This is a genomic window from Actinomadura luteofluorescens (assembly GCF_013409365.1).
Classification (GTDB): domain Bacteria; phylum Actinomycetota; class Actinomycetes; order Streptosporangiales; family Streptosporangiaceae; genus Spirillospora; species Spirillospora luteofluorescens.
Genome location: NZ_JACCBA010000001.1, coordinates 8,468,966 through 8,487,481 on the forward strand (window position 1 = coordinate 8,468,966; position 18,516 = coordinate 8,487,481).

At 64.2% G+C, this 18,516-nt stretch carries 12 protein-coding genes and 2 pseudogenes; 3 read left to right on the forward strand and 11 right to left on the reverse strand.

All coding sequences use genetic code 11. From position 1 onward, the window contains the following. Positions 1–163: 163 nt before the first annotated feature. The 8 genes and pseudogenes from BJY14_RS39005 to BJY14_RS39035 all read right to left on the reverse strand — a co-directional run bounded on the left by BJY14_RS39005 (position 164) and on the right by BJY14_RS39035 (position 5,611). Positions 164–1,237, reverse strand: coding sequence for a YfjI family protein (locus BJY14_RS39005; RefSeq protein ID WP_179848180.1), 1,074 nt, complete (start codon positions 1,235–1,237; stop codon positions 164–166). 196 nt (positions 1,238–1,433) lie between these two features. Next, positions 1,434–2,299 (reverse strand): annotated as a pseudogene (locus BJY14_RS39010) (IS5 family transposase). Positions 2,300–2,571: 272 nt separating this feature from the next. Beyond that, positions 2,572–3,537, reverse strand: coding sequence for a hypothetical protein (locus tag BJY14_RS39015; protein ID WP_179848181.1), 966 nt, complete (start codon positions 3,535–3,537; stop codon positions 2,572–2,574). Next, the gene (locus tag BJY14_RS39020) at positions 3,534–3,713 is read right to left on the reverse strand and encodes a hypothetical protein (protein ID WP_179848182.1); all 180 of its coding nucleotides are present in this window, start codon (positions 3,711–3,713) and stop codon (positions 3,534–3,536) included. The genes BJY14_RS39015 and BJY14_RS39020 overlap by 4 nt, the downstream gene beginning before the upstream one ends. A gap of 72 nt (positions 3,714–3,785) precedes the next feature. Then, a complete protein-coding gene (locus BJY14_RS39025; RefSeq protein ID WP_179848183.1) occupies positions 3,786–4,163 on the reverse strand; it encodes a hypothetical protein in 378 nt (125 codons plus the stop codon). A 68-nt stretch (positions 4,164–4,231) separates the two neighbouring features. Then, entirely contained in the window at positions 4,232–4,471 is a 240-nt protein-coding gene (locus BJY14_RS46070; protein WP_246397880.1) for a hypothetical protein, read from the reverse strand. A gap of 35 nt (positions 4,472–4,506) precedes the next feature. Then, a pseudogene (locus tag BJY14_RS46975) lies at positions 4,507–4,704 on the reverse strand (helix-turn-helix domain-containing protein); the annotation flags it as partial. A 121-nt stretch (positions 4,705–4,825) separates the two neighbouring features. Beyond that, complete coding sequence (locus BJY14_RS39035; protein WP_179848185.1) at positions 4,826–5,611, reverse strand: GntR family transcriptional regulator; 786 nt, start codon at positions 5,609–5,611, stop codon at positions 4,826–4,828. Positions 5,612–5,689: 78 nt separating this feature from the next. Here BJY14_RS39035 and BJY14_RS39040 point away from each other — a divergent pair, with 78 nt between their 5' ends. Both BJY14_RS39040 and BJY14_RS39045 read left to right on the forward strand, forming a co-directional pair. Continuing rightward, entirely contained in the window at positions 5,690–6,118 is a 429-nt protein-coding gene (locus BJY14_RS39040; RefSeq protein ID WP_179849912.1) for an NUDIX hydrolase, read from the forward strand. A 172-nt stretch (positions 6,119–6,290) separates the two neighbouring features. Then, positions 6,291–9,830 carry a translation initiation factor IF-2 N-terminal domain-containing protein gene (locus tag BJY14_RS39045; RefSeq protein ID WP_179848186.1) on the forward strand — a complete coding sequence of 1,180 codons (3,540 nt, stop codon included), beginning with the start codon at positions 6,291–6,293 and terminating at the stop codon, positions 9,828–9,830. 810 nt (positions 9,831–10,640) lie between these two features. On the opposite strand, the gene BJY14_RS39050 is transcribed toward BJY14_RS39045, so the two are convergent. From BJY14_RS39050 to BJY14_RS39060, 3 genes are read right to left on the reverse strand one after another with little or no spacing between them, the layout of a single operon-like run. Further along, the gene (locus tag BJY14_RS39050) at positions 10,641–11,801 is read right to left on the reverse strand and encodes an HD-GYP domain-containing protein (protein WP_179848187.1); all 1,161 of its coding nucleotides are present in this window, start codon (positions 11,799–11,801) and stop codon (positions 10,641–10,643) included. Continuing rightward, a complete protein-coding gene (locus BJY14_RS39055) occupies positions 11,798–12,382 on the reverse strand; it encodes an RNA polymerase sigma factor (RefSeq protein ID WP_179848188.1) in 585 nt (194 codons plus the stop codon). Before BJY14_RS39055 ends, BJY14_RS39050 begins: the two co-directional genes overlap by 4 nt. Continuing rightward, positions 12,379–12,570, reverse strand: a complete 192-nt coding sequence (locus BJY14_RS39060) for a hypothetical protein (RefSeq protein ID WP_179848189.1) — start codon at positions 12,568–12,570, stop codon at positions 12,379–12,381. Before BJY14_RS39060 ends, BJY14_RS39055 begins: the two co-directional genes overlap by 4 nt. An 885-nt stretch (positions 12,571–13,455) precedes the next feature. Between BJY14_RS39060 and BJY14_RS39065 the strand changes: the two genes are divergently transcribed. Then, positions 13,456–18,498, forward strand: coding sequence for an RICIN domain-containing protein (locus BJY14_RS39065; protein WP_179848190.1), 5,043 nt, complete (start codon positions 13,456–13,458; stop codon positions 18,496–18,498). Positions 18,499–18,516: the final 18 nt, after the last annotated feature.

The window sequence follows — 18,516 nt, forward strand, 5'->3', positions numbered from 1 at the left end:
TTGGGTGACGGGGATCGGGTGCTGGCGAGGGGCTGTGCGGCTGCAGGTATGCAGGAAATGCAGAACAATTGATTTCTCTGCATTACTTGCAGGCCTGCAGGGGCTCGTCCGGGGGTTCGCGCCCTACGGCAGTCACCGTGCGTAGCGGCCGCCGGGGGTGCGGTTATGGGTCTCTGGGCGGATCTTCGAGGGCGTGTGGGTGGACCTCGTAGACGGCTGCGCGGGCGCGGCCGGGGCCGTTTGCGCGTGGCGCGGACGGGAGCCGTCTGATCCAGCCATGGGCGTCCAGGACGCGCAGGCCCGCCTCGGTGTCGGCGACCTTGCGGAAGCGGGGACGCAGGGCTTGGACGGCGTCGCTGGCGGTGAAGCGGTGGGTGCCGGTGCGGGCGAGCCAGTCGCGTAGGGCGCGGGCGTCGGCCAGGTCGGGATCGGCGCCGATGAGGTCGTATGCGGCTTGGGCGTGGGTGAGGAAGTAATCGCCGATCTGGCGTGCGCAAGCGAAGGTCTCGGTGCTGATGGGCCGGGTCCAGGTGCCGTGATGATGGTGGGCCAGGTGGAGAAGGCCGGCGATGCGGACGACGGCGCCGGGGAACTTGCCTCCCCAGTCGGGCATGTGGGCCAGGTCGTTGCCGGGTCGGAAGCGCGGTTCGGTTTCGCGTAGCAGCTCCTGGACGGCAGCGGTGCCCGCATCGCTGAAAGTGAGGGAGACCGGTTCGCTGAGGCCGTGAAGCCGGGTGATGAGACTGGTGAGCGTGTCGGTGTAGGTCTGGGCGATGTGCGCGGGGATGAGTTCTGGGCTGGCGTCGCGGTAGCCGAGTAGGGGGGCCGGGACGGAGTAGAGGAGGCGTCCGAGGAGGCCTTGGCCGCGGAATTGCGGGGTGTCGGCGAGCCCGGCCAGGACGTCAGGCTGGGGGCAGATGCCGAGGGTCACGTGTGCGGATTCGATGACCTCCGAGGCGCGTCCGACGCGGTCGATGCGCATTCCCTCACCGGCGTGGCCGTGTTTGAGGACGGCGAAGTGCGGGGCGCCGCTGTAGCGGCCGGCGGCGATGGAGAAGATCTCGCCTTCTGGGGACAGGACGGCCATCCGCCCGCCTTGCTGGGCAAGCTGGGAGGTCAGGACCTCGGGTGTCGCGTCGTCGGAGAACAGCCGCGGCTCGGCCGGCACCTGCAGCTCCTGGAGCCGTTCGGCGGCGATGCGCGCGTCGGCCAGGTGCTGCTCGCGGACGACCGCCACGCGCCGGCGGCTCGTCCCGCTCGGGGAGCGCCTGGACGACGGCGCGATGGAGGTCGGCGAGCCGCTCGGCGTACAACTCCTTGATCCGCTTGACGCGTCCGAACCCCACGCTGAGCGCGCTCTGCACCTGACGGATGGACGCGTCCTCGGGCACCTCACCGCGATCGATCGCCGCCACTAGGGCGTGTCCGGTGGATCATGTGTTGATCCAGAGCAGGGCTGTGACCAGGACGGTCGCTGCGCGGTAGTTGCGGGCGAGTTTGTCGAACCGGGTGGCGATGCCGCGCCATTGCTTGAGGCGGCCGATGCAGCGTTCGACCACGTTGCGGCGCTTGTAGAGGGCTGGGTCGAACCTTGGCGGCCGCCCGCCTCGTGGGCCGCGGCGTACGCGCCCGGCCTGCTGGTCGACGCGTTCGGGGATGGTGGCGGCGATGCCCCGCTGGCGCTGGGTCCGGCGGATCGCCGCCGAACTGTAGGCCTTGTCGGCGATCACCCGGTCCGGCCGGCATCACGGCCGCCCCCGCGCAGGTCGCGGCACCCAGATCCCGGCGAGGACGTCGGGGAAGGCGGTGCAGTCGTTGACGTTGCCGGGCGTGACCACGATCGACAGCGGCATTCCGCGCCCGTCGACGGCCAGGTGGACCTTGGTGGTCAACCCGCCCCGTGATCGCCCGAGCGCCTGACTGCTCCTCGATGTCGGGTTCGTCCCGCCCGGTTCCCCTTTTTGCGGGCTCCAGCGGCGTGCTGATGGGCGCGCACGATGGTGGAGTCGAAGCTGACGGTCCAGTCGATCCGCCCGACCGAGTCGTCGTGGACCTGCACGTGGGTCAAGATCGCATCGAAGGTGCCGTCGGCGGCCCACCGCCGGTACCGCTCATAGACGGTCTTCCAGTTGCCGTGCCGCTCCGGCAGGTCCCGCCACGGAGCACTGGTGGCCAGCTTCCACAAGATCCCGTTCAACACCGTGCGGTGATCGGCCCACCGCCCGCCCCGAGCGGGCTGCGCGGGCAAAAGCGGCTCGATCCGCCGCCACGCCGCATCGGTCAACTCATGCCGTCGCACCATGACACAGCATCAACCCACACCCAAAGATCGACCTCAGCCAAACACCATGATCTACCGGACACGGCTTAGCCGCTCGCACTGCTGCTCATCGGTCAGCGGACGCGGTGCGGGCTTGGCGCTCTCCGGCACCCGGACGCCCTTGTTCGGACGTCGCTTACGAGGCGCTGCCGACCTCGGCCCTCGCGGCTGGTCACCACCGGTTCGCGGACCCGCTTCACCATCCGGGGCGGGTACGCGGGCGGGCTCGAGACGGGCGATGACCGGCAGCGTCAGCCGCTGCCCGCTGGGACAGGCCATACGGCCGAACGGCCAGCAGCGACGCCCTCAGGACTGCACTGCACACCGGCATCAAGCGCACTGCTGGAAGCACCTGGCCGAGTGCCGATGCGGACGCTGTCGGCGGAGGCATCCTCGCGCGGACGCATCTCCATCTCGGCCAGCCGCGGCACCGCCTGGCCGTCCTGGTCGTGCCAGGGGTCGGCCTCGGCTATCGACTGGTCGATGACGCCGATCAAGTGAGCCGTCACTGCCGCACCGACCGGGCCGAGCGCATGCGCGAACATCGAGCTGGCGACCGCCCACTCCGACACCTGCGAAGCGTCGCCGGCGGGCACCGCCGCTACCAGGTTCAGCACGATCGAGGTGAACAGGCACCCGAAGCCGACCTTCTCGGCCTGCCTCGCCAGCGCGCCGCCGGACGCCGCCAGCCTGGCGCGACACACGATGATCCAGCACACCGCGCCGATCAGCAGGGCTTCCAGGCCCCACAGCGTCCACCACACCGGGCTGTCGGCGTGCACGTCCATCAATCGGGCGGCGCCCTGCTGAACCCCGGTCGTCGACCAGACGCCGAACCCGATCAGCACCGGAACCAGCACCCGCAGGTTCCGAGCACGCAGCCACTCCAGCCGCAGCGCCCGGGCCTCCCCGGACCGCGCCATCACCGCCCGGATCCGCGTCCGCTCACCGGCCGCGCGGAACTCCCGGTACATCCGCGCCAACTCCGCCTCGGCGCGGACATCGGCCTCACGCTCGGCACGCGCCAGCTCGGCCAGCCGCGACTCGGTGGCCACGTCCGCCCGGGCCCGGCCATGGCCGGCCTCCGCACGTGCCCGCTCCAGCTGGTCCGCCCGCCGCGCGTCCGCCAACTCGCGCCGACGCTGCAGTTCGCGGGCCAACTGCTCGAGGTTGACCGGCTCGGGGCTGGCCTCTGGCCTCCTCTTGAGGATCTTCATCGCGAACGCCCTCCTGCCAGAACGTCCAGGACCGGCCCGACCGCGCGATTCAGCTCCACGACCAGGCCCTCAACGGCCTGCCGGGCGCAGTCCTCCACACCGTCATCGGGACCTTCGGGAGCCTCCGGCAACCGGTCGACCGGCACGGCGAAGGTCAGCGCCAGGCTGGACTGCATGAACGAGGCCCCAGCGACGTCCTGCTCGGTGGGCTCAACGAAGTCGTAGCCGTCACCGCGCAGCTCGGTAGGCTAGTCGCGCCAGCGTCGGCCGCCCTGCCAGTCGACCGACCGGGCCAGAGCCGCCGGCCAGGGAGCCACCAGGCTCACCGCCGCGATCAGCGACCCGTCCCACTGGCTCCGCTCGACACGGGCGCCCAGCACCCAGGAGTTGCTGCGGACGTAGCCGGGGGCCATCACGGGCCCGGACGCCGTCCGCCAGACCGCCGACGCGAACTCGACGCACCTGGACGACGGCTCTCCCCACGTCTCCCAGCACTCGGCGAACGAGCTGTCCAGCCGGTCGCGGACGTAGGCGCCGTACCGGGACACGCCGTCACTGGCGTACTCCCGGTCGTACTCCTCATCGACCCAGAACGGGCCCGCTGAGGTGTCAGAATGAAGGTTCATCGGGTTGGACCTCCAAGGTCCGATCAAGGCCCTCGTCAGGCGGTTGCGTCGCCATGACGAGGGCCGCTCTACTTCTCCGGACTCTTGAGCCGCACCTGCACATAGGCGCGCACGTTCAGCGAGGCACCCCGGCACGGATACGCCAGCGACACCTCAACCAGGTCGAAGACCTCGGCGAGCGCCTCCGCTCCGGCCAGAACCTCCTCGGGCAGACCGATAAGGCGGATCCGCAGACCTGCGGCGGCCGAGCCGGTGGCCACAGGCTTCCCGGCCAGGTCGGAAACGGACTTGCCGTGGGCGCGTGCCATGAACTGGCCTCGCTCTCCAGCAAGGCGATGTACTCCGCGATGGCCGAGCCCGGGATCCGCCGCGAACGGCCTTCCTGAACCGAGCGCAGCCGACCCGACCGGATTAGCTCGTAGATGACGCTCCGGGACAGCGACAGCAGCTCCATCGCCTCACTGACCCGGTACAGCCGCGCCGGCGGCGCCGTCTCAGCGGCACTTGCACTCGTGATGGTCATCGGATTGGGACCTCCCATGCCGACCCAGGCCGGACCGAACCGGCCAGGGCCATACGTGTCCACTGGCGTCCGACAGGACGCCTAGACGTCTAGACGAGTATGGAGAACGGTGACATGACTCGTCTAGATGAGTCAAGCGCTACCGAGCGGGAAGCTCGTACGAGAGGACGTAGGCGTCACTCGACATGACCGTGTCGCAGACCTCGACGGGGCATCCGTCCTGGTCATAGGCCGTCCGCACGAGATGGAACACCGGCACCCCGGGCGCGAGCTTCAGCGCCCGTGCCTCGTCCCGCAGCGGCATGCGAGCCCGGATCTCTTCGGTGAAGTGGTCGAGACGATGGCCGAGCTCCTCCAGCCGGGCGTAAATGCCGCCAGGCCCGCTGTTGGGCTGCGTGATCTGCGAGCCGCGGGCGATCGAAGCAGGGACATAGGAGGTCGCCGTCTCGACCGGGTGCCCGTTGAGCAGGTACCGCCGCGCCCGCACGATCACCAACTCGTCCTCGGCAAGATTCAGCTTCGCCGCAACCTCGGGCGCCGGCTTGCTCTCCTGGATCTCGATGGAGTCGACCGACGGTTTGACGCCGGCGTCCTCGGCCTCGGCGATGAAGGCGGCCTTGCCCTGTTCGCGATGGTGACGAGCAAAGCGGTCGGAAGCCAGCCGGCGTACAGGCGGACGCGACCGAACGAACACACCCTTGCCGTGCTCGGCCACCGTCAGGCCCTCGCTCTGCAGGATCTGCAGAGCATGCCGCACCGTCATCCGAGCAACGTCGTAGTGTCCGATGAGCTGGCTTTCAGAAGGAAGCTTCTCGCCCGGCCCGAGATCCTTGCTGTCGATTGCCGCGCGCAGGTGGTCCGCGATCTGCTTGAAGACCGGCCGATCGCTCGTCGCATCCAGATCCGGCAACCCCAGCTCGCCCACCTGCAGCCAACTCCTCAACTCGTACGTACGTGTACTAGCGTGAGTCTATTAGCCGGACCTGCTAAGGGAGCTTGCGTGATGCCCGAGAGTCGCCACTCCGTCAGCGTGGCGGGCGTCGTAGTCGACGACCAGGGCCGCGCCCTCCTGATCCAGCGCCGAGACAACGGCCACTGGGAAGCACCAGGCGGCATCCTGGAGCAAGACGAGGACATCATCACCGGCCTCCGCCGCGAGGTCCAGGAGGAGACCGGCCTCGAGGTAACGCCGATCGCCCTGACCGGCGTCTACAAGAACATGCCCCGCGGCATCGTCGCCCTGGTCTTCCGCTGCAGAGCCGAGGCCGGCTCTCTCCGAGAGTCCGACGAAACCTCAGCCTTCCGCTGGGTCACAGCCGACGAGGTAGCCGAACTGGCCGACGAAGCCTTCGCCATCCGAGTCCAAGACGTCCTCGAAACGATTTCGACAGTCCCAATCCGCCACCACGATGGTATTCATCTGCTCGGCTAAGGGACCAGCGCCAAGCTGTCGGGTCGCTGGTGTCAGAGCACCTGAGACTGTGGCTGTCACCCTACGCTGACATGGAGGACCTTAGTCGTCACTGCGATGGACCCGTTCGGGTTGCAATGATCTTTTGAAGATGCAATCATTTTTCGATTGAGAGGCCAGGAGGGAGTTTGTTGTGGCTAAGATGCGCGTATACGAACTTGCTAAAGATCTCGGCCTCGAAAGCAAAACCGTGATGGCAAAGCTTCAAGAAATGGGGGAGTTTGTCAGATCGGCTTCCAGTACAATGGAGCCTTCGGTTGTTCGTCGAGTTACTGAAAGTCTTCAGAGTCCCACTCTGACAAGAGATATCTACTTGGCCATAGAGGCTCGACGCTTCGAGAGAGCCGAGGAGAGGCTAGCTGAGCTAAAGAGTGCAGATCCGGAACACTGGAGGCGCTTGCAGAGAGAAATCGGAGATTTAATTAAACAGCGACATCTTCATGGTGGCGCTGGTAGGCATCGCGTTGAATGGCTCACTGGTCTGTGGGTAGCGACCACTGGATCTATCACAACACAACAAAACGCGATACGCCGTCCCACTCGGCCGGGCCTGCCTAATCAGGCTAGGAGAAGACTCTCTCCCGTGCAGCCGGGAAGGGCGCGCCCAGAGGCGCTAGGGCGTGAACTTGAAGACGGCTTTATAGGCCTCTTGCAAAAAGTTTTCGCACTGTCTGATAAAGAACAAATTCGTATTCGGAAACAAACTAGCGGTACGCAGTTCGGTCACGACATAGAGTTCGATGCAACGGATGCAATAACTGGTACGCTGCGATGCCATGTCGAATGTAAGAACTACGCCGAAAAAGTCGGCCTCGATGATCTCGCCCCTAAGCTGCTTCAGCAGATAGTCTACTGGGAGAATAAGCCGCTTGATTATTTCATCCTTATCTCCCCTCGAGCTAGAATTACCAACGAACTGTCTCGATTGATACAAGATTGCAATTTCGGGCGAAAGTTTAGGTTTCAGATTCTAATCTGGAGTCCTGAGCAGGGTGTTGAAGAACTGTTCCAGCTCACACCGCGCCTCTATAGCGTGCTGTATCGACGACCTGCACCTAACCTCTCTGAGGAAACGGCTAAGCGGATTGCCCGCCGTTGGGCAGGTCTCCTTCGGCCAGATGTAAAGCTCCCAGAATCATGGCAACGGTATCTGGGGGAACCAATTTTGCACCAACTGTACGGGGAAACAGACTTTGAATCCGTCTCGCAGAATGCTATTTCACTAGGCACCCTGGCCGACAGCGGGGCACCGATTCCTGGAACACTGCACGACAATGTACGGGAGTGGTTGATTAGTCGGCCTGAGAAAACCATGTTGCTTCTGGCTGAGTTCGGCGATGGAAAGAGTTTCTTTTCATACGAGCTTACTCGCCGCCTGTCCGCAGAATTCTTGGACGACCCCTCCAATGGTTGGTGCGCTCTCAGGATCCCACTCCGTGCTCTTCGAGAAAGCTCGAATCCATCAACATTGCTGCAAAACCGACTCGATGCCATAGGCGTGCGCCTGACCGACTGGGAGGCGCTCTCCAAGACCCATAACACTTTGATTATTCTCGATGGCTTCGACGAGATGTCGGCGCAACTGGATCCGCAGACTCTGGCCGCCAACATCAACGTACTAGCGCAATGTATCGACCATTTCTCCTATGCGAAGATTCTTATTAGTTCTCGCGCACACTTCTTTGAGCGAATCTCGGATTATGAAGAATTTCTCGATACTCTGGGTCAGCCACGAGTTCTTCGAATCGCACCCATTCCGCTGCAGCAGAGACTGGAATATCTAGGGAGCTATGCTGAACAAATAGGAGAGCGGGAGAAGTTTGAAAAATTGCGGACCCTTTACGATCCTATTGGATTGGCGGCCAAGCCTCTTTTTTTGCAAATGATCAAGGAAACGCTTCCGGGGCTGCCGGAAGATCATTTCAATGAGGTAATACTCTATCATCAGTACGTTAGAGATAGCCTCAAACGTAAAGCGTCAGACCTACAGGCAGAACGGCGCCTATCCGAGAAACGAGTCATTGAAAACCTCGAGCTCATTCTTGAGGAGCTAGCTGTCCAATTGCATATGTCCCGGACTGACTATGTAAACCTTCGTAGTTTTGACACTGGCCATCGGGGGCGGCTATCCGAAATTCTATGGGAGATGTCAGGCGCAGCAGTAGCTGTAGATGATCCTGACAGGACTCCTGATGCTCGGTCCCGAGTCGGCGTGCGTTCGTTGCTCAAGCAGGTAGCTGGTGTAGATCCAGAGCAGTGGCCTGTTGACTTCTTCCACCGCTCCATGCGTGAGTTCTTCGTCGCGCGTGCGCTGGTGCGTGTTATAGGCAATGAGGATGGCAAGGCCAGGAGCATGCTGGCGAAGGTGCCACTTCAGCCAGAAATAGTTGAATTCGTACGCCTCATAGACCAGCATTCGGTCGACGAGCGTTCACAGCGTGATCGCGAGATGCTAAGGCGTGAACTTACAAAATTGGCCAAGTCGGCGACAGTGCGGCGCTACAAGGATCAGCATCTCGGAGGTAACGCTCTAACTTTGCTTTATGCGCTCAGTCGCAAACTGCCTACCCACGATTGGTCAGGCCTTGCACTGGACTATGCCGATCTCTCGGGTGCAAATCTCGATGGAATGTGTTTTAGGGGTTCGAGCCTCCGCAGTGCGTCCCTTGACAACGCTAGCCTTGTTGGTGCGGATTTCCGGAATGCTGATCTCGCGGGCGTACAACTACAGCAAACCGCACCAGTCATTGCCTTGACATTCGATTCTGATAGCAATATTGCATATGCAATATATGGCGACCGGTCGGTGCGGTGCTGGACATTTGGCGTAGGCGGCCGAATGAGTTGCGTTACTCTGGCGGATCTTGACTTCCATTCGACGAGCATCCATCTTTCGCCATTCGGCGACCTAGTAATTAAGGGACCCGACACAATCGCTGTACTCTCAGCGGTAGGAGCGGACGAGGTGTGGCGTGTTGTTGCGCGTTTTCCGATTACGTCTACAGCCGAGGATTTTTCGATCGCAGACGGAATGATAACACTTCGCAGAATTTTGAACGAGACCGCTCATCTTCAAAAATATGATCCCATAAAGCGTAAGTTCATTGGCCCCACCGCATCTGCATCCGAACGCACGATAATCCTCTTCGAAGAGGATGTGACCTTGAGTGCCACAGGAGGCTTGCTAAACTTTGCGGGCAAGGAGGTCGGCAATAGCTTCCGGGTTCGACCTTTTGTTTGCTCGGACAGTCGTAAGATTGGCAACGATCAGATTCTTCTTGTGCTGGGACATGAGGACGGATCGGTCTCACTTCATCTCCTTCGTTCTCTAGGGTCGAAGCCTACTCTGGAAAAAGTGTGGGTGCGTGAAGCGCATACTGGGTCGGTGACCGACGTTAGACTATCTGGAATGTATGTTCTCTCGGGTGGGATGGATCGAACTATATGTCTATTCGTGCTCACTGATGACTGGGCAACTGCTGAGCCTTTGCGGTTGCACAGAACAATTGAGTGCGCTGGTATGAAGATTGAGGGTGTCCAAGGAAGAGAGGAAAAAGAGTTCCTAGAGGCACTGGTTCGCTCGGCCATGGTAGGGGCCAACGTTCGGCCCGCGTTGGAATCTAGAAACATCCCGAACCCAGCCGAAGTCTTTGGTAAGCACCGGCGTCGCTGAGCCACACTCTGCCACGGGAGCCCCGGGCGAGCTTGGCTTACAAGCGAGTAGCCGGCGTTGATGCCAGTGCCTACGCCAGTGCCAACGCTCATGGCGACGTTAGGACACCCAGTGAAGGTGCTGGCGGCGCCTGACTCGCTGCTTGACGATGGTGGCGCAGCTGCATGGACTCCGCTGGACCATGGCGGTCGTGTGCGCCCCACGTGGGAGCCATGCTTACCTGCTCGGATGCGCTTTTCGATGCTTCACACCGAAGAGGCCACTGGTTCGAACCCAGTATCGCCCACCCCAAGTTTCCGCAGGTCAGATCGTCGTCAACGGTGCGATCCCGTGTGTTCCACTGAGCGCTTCGTAGTCTCGGGAGCCAGTTTCGGGAGCCACCGTACGCTTCGCAGATTCCCGAAGCGCTCACCTGGGCGGCCGATCATCTTGAGCGCGTCGTCCGGGCCCGGTCGAGGCCGCCGACGAAAGCCGCCTGGCTTCATTGAGAACCTCGTTGGCTCGCTCGGGGTCTGGCTTGATCGAGTAGCGCCCACGGCCACAACGCTGATCGCAGCGACTGTCCGAGGGGCTCGACTGGCCAAGCTGAGCTGATGTGGAGTCCTGCCCGCGATCGCTGTACAAGGAAGGCGGCGGACCTGAACTCGTGGGAGGAGTCGCAGTCGGGTTGCTCGTGCCGAGCGAACTGATGCCGAGCGTGAACTCGCGGAGCGCCGGCCCTGTACCGACGGTGCGGCCCGCCCTCGCTCGGCCGGACGGCAGACGGCTCATGAACGGGCTCCGGTGCGATGGTGGTCGGGGTTCGCCTGTTCAAGATCGGTCGCATGCGTCGAGTTCCTCACGTGAGGACGCCGCCGGGTTGGGTTTTGCGGGGCCGGACTGGCGGTCTTGTCTGCTGAGGTGCTCGATCTCGTCGTGGTGGGTGCTCAGGACGGTCAGGAAGGCGTGGACCATCTCGGGGTCGAGTGAGACACCCGCGCACTGGCGTAGCACGTGGGTTGCTTGTGGGATGGGCAGTGCCAGGCCGGTTCTGCGGGTGGTGACGATGGCGTCAAAGCAGTCGACCACGGCCACCGTCCGAGCCACCTGGGGGATGTTGGTGCCGGCCAGGCCGTGGGGGTAGCCGCTGCCGTCGAATCGTTCGTGGTGGTGCAGGATCCCGGCGACCGTGTCGTGCATGAGCGGATCGGCGTCGATGCCGGTGCGGGTTCCAGGGATGGTCTGGGTGAAGAACTCCGGGAGTTCCTGCACGATCGCGGCGCCGTGCCGGACGTGCAACTGGATAATGCGGTATTCCGCCTCGGTCAGTGCGCCAGCCTTGAATAGCACGGCGTTGGGGACGGCGAGTTTGCCGATGTCGTGTAGCAGCCCGGCCAGACGGGCCGCTTCGATATGTGCGACTGGCATGCCCAGTTCCGCGCTGAGCAAGCTGGTGAGACGTGAGACTCGCTGGCTGTGCCTGCGGGTGTGGGAGTCCTTGACGTCCATGGCCGCCATCAGCACCTCGGCCAGTGCATCCTTCGTCACGCCGCTTTCGCTCGCTGCGGAGGCCTGCCTGCGGCCCGGTGCGGTCCGGCCCGGAGCCGGGTCGGTTTGTCGGAGGCACGCTGCTTTGAGGATCGCGCGGTGGGCGCGGATCTCCGCGGCTCGCCGTGCGAGCTCCAGAGGGGGGTCAGCATCGACGTCTTGGGCCAGAAGTTCAGCCAGGATGTCGGCGGGGTCGTTGATCCCGGCCTTGGCGGCGTGCAGCAGGAGCGTCTCTGCGGCGTGGGTGTCGCCGTGGTCGAGGGCAGTCAGCCCTTGGTCGTAGGCGGCGATGTCGATGTCGACCAGTTCGGCCAGGGCGCGGATGCGTCGGGCTTGGCGGGGATCGCGAGCCTGGTCGGCGGCGGCGAGGAAGGAGCGCAGCGCCGTCTGGTCGTTGTTCCTGCCGGCGTTGGCTGCCTGGCGGATAAGGTCGTCGATGCTCATCGCCGTTCGCCTCCATCTCGGTGCTCGTCGCGCTCGTCTTGGTCGCGTAGTTCGGCAAGTTTCTTTCTGGCCGCATTCAGCTGGGATTTCACCGTTCCGAGGCTGATGCCGAGGATGTCAGCGGTCGCGACCTCCGACAGATCAGCGATCAGGCGCAACCCGGCGACCTTGCGTTGCTGAGCGGGCAGCTGTCCGAACCACCTGGTGAGAGTGTCGGAGAGTTCGACGTCCCCGCCCACGTCGATGTGGCCGGGCGTCGTCTCTAAGACGTCTTGCTGCTTGTCGTGGCTGCCGGTCTGACCGCGGTGCGCTGCGGCTCGGTGCCAGAGGCGGATGGCCACCTTGTACAGATAGGCCTTGGGATTGTCGTAGTAGGCGATGGTCTGCCACCGGGTCCAGGCGATCAAGAACGCCTCCTGGACGATGTCGTCGCTGTCGCAGTCCGGGCAGCCCTGCGCCACCAGGAAGCGGCGCAGCAGCCAACGGTGCTCCATAAAGAATGCCGCCAGCTCGCCTGTGTGTCCTTCAGTGCCTTCGTGGACCAAGACTCCGCCGATGGAACCGCGTGCGTTGCCGGTCATGACTCGAGCTCCGCCTCGCTGGCCACGCCCGGGCCGGTACCGTTCCGGTCGTTTTGGGGGGTGCTGAGACGAGGTTCGATCGGCCAGTGCGCGCGCCGCTGCAGGAGCACCCGGATCAAGTCCATACTCGCCGCCACGCAGGCCAGCGTTGCAGCCGCAGCGCGCGAAGCTTCCACCATCAGCGACATCCAGCCGCCTCCTTCTTGTGGTGGTGCACGTCGTCCCTTAAAGGCGCTGGCGCCTTCAAAAGTTGGACGCGCCGACGACGGGGCACTCAGCCACACCTCAGCTCCGGCGCCCGCAGGCCGTCCCCACCGCTTCCGCGCCGTCGCGGCGGACTCCTCATAGATCGGCGAGTTGGGCGCTTGGCGGCTGGCCCAGCCGGTTCCCGATCAGGCACAGGGTTTGCAAGCCGACCCGCAGTCCCTGAGTCTGTCCGGTAGGTACGGGACGAGCCGGGCGGTAGTGCGCGGCGGTGCGATCCGATACGACTGCGGGGTCGACGACCAACTCGGCCTCGGGGCGCGGGTAGTGAGCGGCGGATCCAGCGCAGCACAGTGGAGCGCACCAGAGTTGCCCGGCAAGGCGGTTGTTTCAGTCGGCATCGCTCTTCCCTGGAGCCTCGCCGCGTCACCGGCCGCCTCTGCCTCTCGCCATCGCTCGTGCCCTTGTGGCCGAGGTGGAAGAGCTCCTTGCTTGCGGTGTGATTAGCAGCTCGCTGGCTCGTTCGAAAGCCCCTTCCCGGCCACAGATCCCGAAGTCTGCGGACACAAGGGAACTAAGCGTAGCGATTTCCGTGCGACCCGTTACGCAAGGGATCTTTCCATGGCGGCGCCGACCGAAGGACGCGGATGCCCTCACCGTGGTTGGCAGAAGTCGACGGTGATCTAGATCACAAAAGGCCGAAGATGATCACTCTTCCGGTTCGGGGAACGTCGGTTTATGTTTAGCGCGACTTTAGGCGGACTTTATCTTGCGAGGTCGTTTTGCGCGTCCGTGTTGGTAATGGTTCGCCGTTTCTGTCATGGGTTGTTGACAGACTGTGTCGGCGCTCCAGGGTTCTCTCGGGATTGATGGCGTCCGTCCTGGTGGCCTCGCTGGTATCCATGCCACCCGCTCCGGTGCAGGCGGACGAGGCCGGCCCGACACCGACTCCTGTCGACGCCGCGCTGGCAAAAGCCAAGCAGACCGGCGATCCGGTAGAAATCGCAGGTCAGACGTCGGAGACCAGAAAGCTTTCCGCGCTGCCTGATGGCCAGTTCTCGTTCGAGACGTCGCCGGTCCCGGTTCGTGTGAAACGAGATGGGGTCTTCCGCGACGCTGATCTGACCCTGGAGCGGACCGCCGAGGGCGGGTATGCGTCGCGGATGTCGGTCAACGGGGTCACGTTCGGTGCCGGGGGCGACGACGAACTGGCGACGATGACCAAGGATGGGAAGAGTCTGACGCTCACCTGGCCGGGAGCCAGTCTTCCGGCCCCGGTCCTGGAGGGTGAGAGCGCCACCTATGTGGACGGTGGTGGCGCGGGGGTGGATCTGGTGGTCAGGTCGACGCCCACCGGCTGGTCCCACTACGTGGTGGTCAAGACGCCGGAGGCGGCGCGCGATCCCGAGTTGGAGAAGATCGAGTTCGGGGTGAGGGCCTCCGGAGTGCAGTTGAAGGAGCTCTCCGGCGGTCGGCTCGCGGCCGTGGACGAAGCCGGCAACGAGGTTTTCACCGCGCCAGAGCCGTTGATGTGGGAGGGAACCGAGATCGGCGCCGTCGCGCGGACGTCTCCTGAAGCCGTTGCCGCCGGACCCTCGCCTGAGGCGTCCTCGCAGCCTTTGGGAATCGAGGTCACTACGGGGTCGCTGGCGCTGGTACCGCACCGGGAACTGCTCACCGCACCCGACGCCAAGTTTCCGATCGTCCTCGACCCGTCCTGGCAGACATGGAACGGCGGCCGAGAGTCCGACGATGCCCAGGGAACCAAGGGCGCCGGCTGGGCTTACGTCGATCGGACGTGGCCCGACTCCAAGTACTGGAAGCCCGACCGGCTGCCCACCGGGCGGGAAGTCGAGGACTACACCGACAAGCGCTCCTACATTCGGATGGACACGACCCCCATTCACACATGGTCTGGGAGCGTCCAGGTAAAAATTAACTCCGTCGACATCACCTTCGACACCTTGCATGCGTGGTCGTGTGTCACACGGGACGTGCGCCTGTTCAACGTCGAGCACATCTACTCGACTACCACGTGGAATACGCGGCCGGGTGCCTACATTCCTGACGGCTCCGGTTGGAGTAACAACTTCTTGGCCAGTGCACCAGTGAATGTCGGACGCCCTGAATGCGGTGACTCCGGAAGCTCCAACGACGTTCACTTCGCCGGGGGCAACCTGACGAGAGTGGTGCAGTGGGCCACCGACCACAAGTGGGACTTCTTCACCATGGGGTTGTTCCCGGACGCGGACTACGACGACACCCACACCTGGAAGGTCATGGATGTCGACCCGCGCATGGTCGTGAAGTTCTCCCGGTACCCCATGCCCACCAAGGACGTCCACATGAGGAACGGTGGGACGACGAAGTACGCGTGCGTGCGGGGGAGCGCCCGCCCTTGGATGGGGGTGTCCAAGGACCGGACGGCCAACGCGTTGATCACCGACTACGACGGCGACAACTCAGGTGGTTTCGATGGTCAGCTCCTGGCCGCGGAATACGAGTTGGCGCCTCTGGGCAAGCCCGAAGAGAGCTGGAAGCGCTACGTGCCTCCCGGGGACAAGTTTCAGCATGCCGGCTCCGACGGCTACCTCCATGCCTCGTTGACGGTCGTCAAGGGTGACGATTTTCCTGCCACCGCCGATGGCGGAACGAGCTGGATGTGGCGTGTTCGGGGGATGGACGACACGAACCTGTACGGCCCGTGGTCGGAGTGGTGCGAGTACACGGTGGACGCCCGGAGGCCGAACACACCGGCGGTGTCGTCCCCGGAGTATCCAGCCGGAGCGACGTCGGGATATGACTCGGCCGCACGCAAGTACGTGCCAGGCACCTTCACCTTCACGCCCGCCGGTTCGGCTGACGTGGTGAAGTTCCACTACCGATTCGCCGACGGGGTCGAAGGGACGAAAACGGTCGCGCCCGGGGCGTCGTCCACGGTCGCCTGGACGCCGACGCGCTTCGGGCCCCAGTGGGTGGAAGTGACCGCCTACGACCGGGCCGGCAACCTGAGCGCGGCCAAGAAATACGAGTTCGCTGTGGAGCAGCCGCCGCGGGACGCCGCCTGGTCGATGGACGAGCCCGCCGGCAACGTAGCCGGCGCGGTGGGACCCAGCGGTGCTGCGAATCCGAACGCCGACCTGGTGTTCAGCGGAGGCGCGGCTTTCGGTGAGACGGGCAACCTCGGCGCGGGCTCGCCGACCGACCGCGCGGTGCGCCTCAACGGTTCGACGCAGTTCGGTGAAGTGAAGCCCTGGACGGACCCCGGCGGCAATCCGGTCACGTTGGTGGACACCAGTCAGCGGTTCATGTTCTCGACGTGGTTGAAGCTCGCCTCCGTTCAAGGGGACCAGGTGGCGATAAGCCAAGCCGCCTCTGACGGGACCGTCTTCGAGCTCGGCTGGCTTGGCGGGAAATGGACGTTCAGGCATCGCAAAGCGGACGGCACCGTACTGACGGCTGCGACGCGGGATATGGCGCAAGCCGGAGATGGGCAGCCATGGACCGCGCACTGGGTTTCTCTGATGGGCGGCTACGACCCGCTCAAGCAGGAACTCTGGCTGCGCACCCAAGCTGAGGGGAGCCGCGAGGTCTGCGTCCCCGACGAGCCATGGAACTGCTCCACCACCCGGGTCATGGCGCCGGAGGTGAAGACGGCCGCCACGACCTGGACGCCGGCGGCCGGCTCCGGGCCTCTGCTGGCCGGCGCGACTCCGAACGGCTCTGCCAAGAGCGCATTCTGGAACGGCTGGATCGACGATTCCCAACTGTGGCCGCTGGCCCACCCCGATGAGTCGGTCCTGAACGTGATCTACACCGAGTCCGTCCAGGACCACGAATTCTCGGGAAAGACGTTGCGCCTGGTGAGCGTCAACTCCGGACACTGCCTGGACGTCGCGGGAGCCGGAACAGAGAACGGCACGAACGTGCAGCAGTGGAACTGCAACGCCCACCCCGCCCAGGACTGGCAGTTCATCGACGCGGGCGATGGTTACTACAAGCTCATCAGTGCCAACAGCGGCAAGTGCCTGGACGTGGACGGAACCGATGGCTCCGGAACCGCCGACGGCCGCAACGTCTGGCAGTACGAATGCAACGGTAGTACTGGCCAGCAGTGGAAGCCGGAGAAGAAGGCCGGCGGATACCTGATCAAGTCGCGGCGGAGCGACAAGTGCCTCGCCGTCGACTCGGCCTCACCGGCCCCCGGCGCGAACGTGCTGCAGTGGTCGTGCGCTGACCCGGTCACCGATGAGCAACTGTGGAACATCACCACATTGAAGCGCCACCACCTCGACGGGATAACGCACCGGCTGCGCGCCGCCAGCACTCAGAAGTGCATGGACGTCGCAAATGGCTCCACCGCCGACCAGGCCCTCGTGGTGCCTTGGGACTGCAATGGCGCGGATCGGCAGAAATGGAAGTTCTCTGATTACGGTGACGGCTACTACATGCTCGCCAACGTCAGCACTCTCAACGGCGACCCGTCTGCGGTCCGATGTCTCGAGGTGGCCGGTGCGCAAACGCAGCCCGGCGCCGCCGTCCGGCAGACCACCTGTGAACCGGGTGCTGAGCACCAACTCTGGAAGGTGGTCGGGGTCGCCGACGACGGCAACCTCGGGTACCGGCTGATCGCCAAGCACAGCGCCATGGTCGCCGACGCCCATGACGAGGGGGCCCCCGAAGACGCACGGGTGCTCCAGGGCCGCGCCGGGGGAACCGGTTCCACCACACCAGATCTGGAAGTTGCAATACCAGTAGTCAGGCCTATCGACGAGGCGCCTCCAGCAGGCGGCCGGGCAGCAAGCGCGTTCAACAATTCGCCACTCAGGCGACCGTGCAGGGAATCGATGGGATTGAGCTCGAGTATGAGGAACGCAGTGCCGGTAGCGATGTGCGGCGGGATGCTCGTGGTAGGGCTGGCCGCCCTTCCCGTGCAGGCCGCAGAGGCGGAGATTCCGCAGCGCATCGTGGTCGATCCGGTGGCGACGCAGAACTGGGACGCCGATGTCACGGTGACCGGGCAGGTGCAGCAGAACCGGGGTGCGGGCTGGGTGGCGGCGCCGGCAGGCCTGGTGGTGCATTTCGACGGCCCGGATGGGGAACTTCAGGAAACGGCGACGGTGCAGTCCGGCGGCCGGTTCCGTGCGACCTTCTTCCCTGGGCCGGGCAACATCGTCGCGCGGGTGGCCGGCTATGGGCAGGTGACCGGGACATCGGCACGGGTGATCGGCTGGATCAGTCGGCTGTACATCGACAATGCGCTGGGAGATCGGGAGACCAACCCGGTCTACCCGATTCGCGGAAAGGCCTTCGAAGTCCGGCGGACGTTGAAGGCAGTGCGTGGCGAGCCGCTCTCCGCGCGAAAGGTGACGTTGTGGTGGGCGCCCAAGGGCATCTCCGGCTATCCGAAGACCGGCTGGAAGCAAGTCGGTTCCAGTACGACCGACGCCAAAGGCCGGGTGAAGATCAGGGCGACCGCGTGGACGGCCGGGTGGCTGCGCACGAGTTTCGCCGGTGACGCCACATACACCAAGGTCGAGTCGGGCTATCCGTTCCGGGTCTATTACAAGACCGGTTTCGCAGGCTTCAACGCCTCCCCGGAGCCGGCGCGCAAAGGCCAGTACCTGACGCTCAAGGGCCGGTTGATGCGGTGGTCCTCCTCGGCTGGCTGGCAGCCGGTCAAAGGCAAGTGGGTAGGCGCGAAGTACCGCCTCAAGGGACAGACGACCCTGCGGACGCCGTCCTGCACCAACGGCGGGGACGCGACCGACTCGGCCGGCTGGTTCCAGATGCGGTGCAAGACCCCAGCCGACGCCACCTGGATGGCCTACTACCTCAGCCCCTACGCCTCACCTGACACCGGCAAGACCGACCTTCCTACGCAGGCCACCGACTACGTGGACGTCCGGTAACCGTCCGAGCCCCAGTGT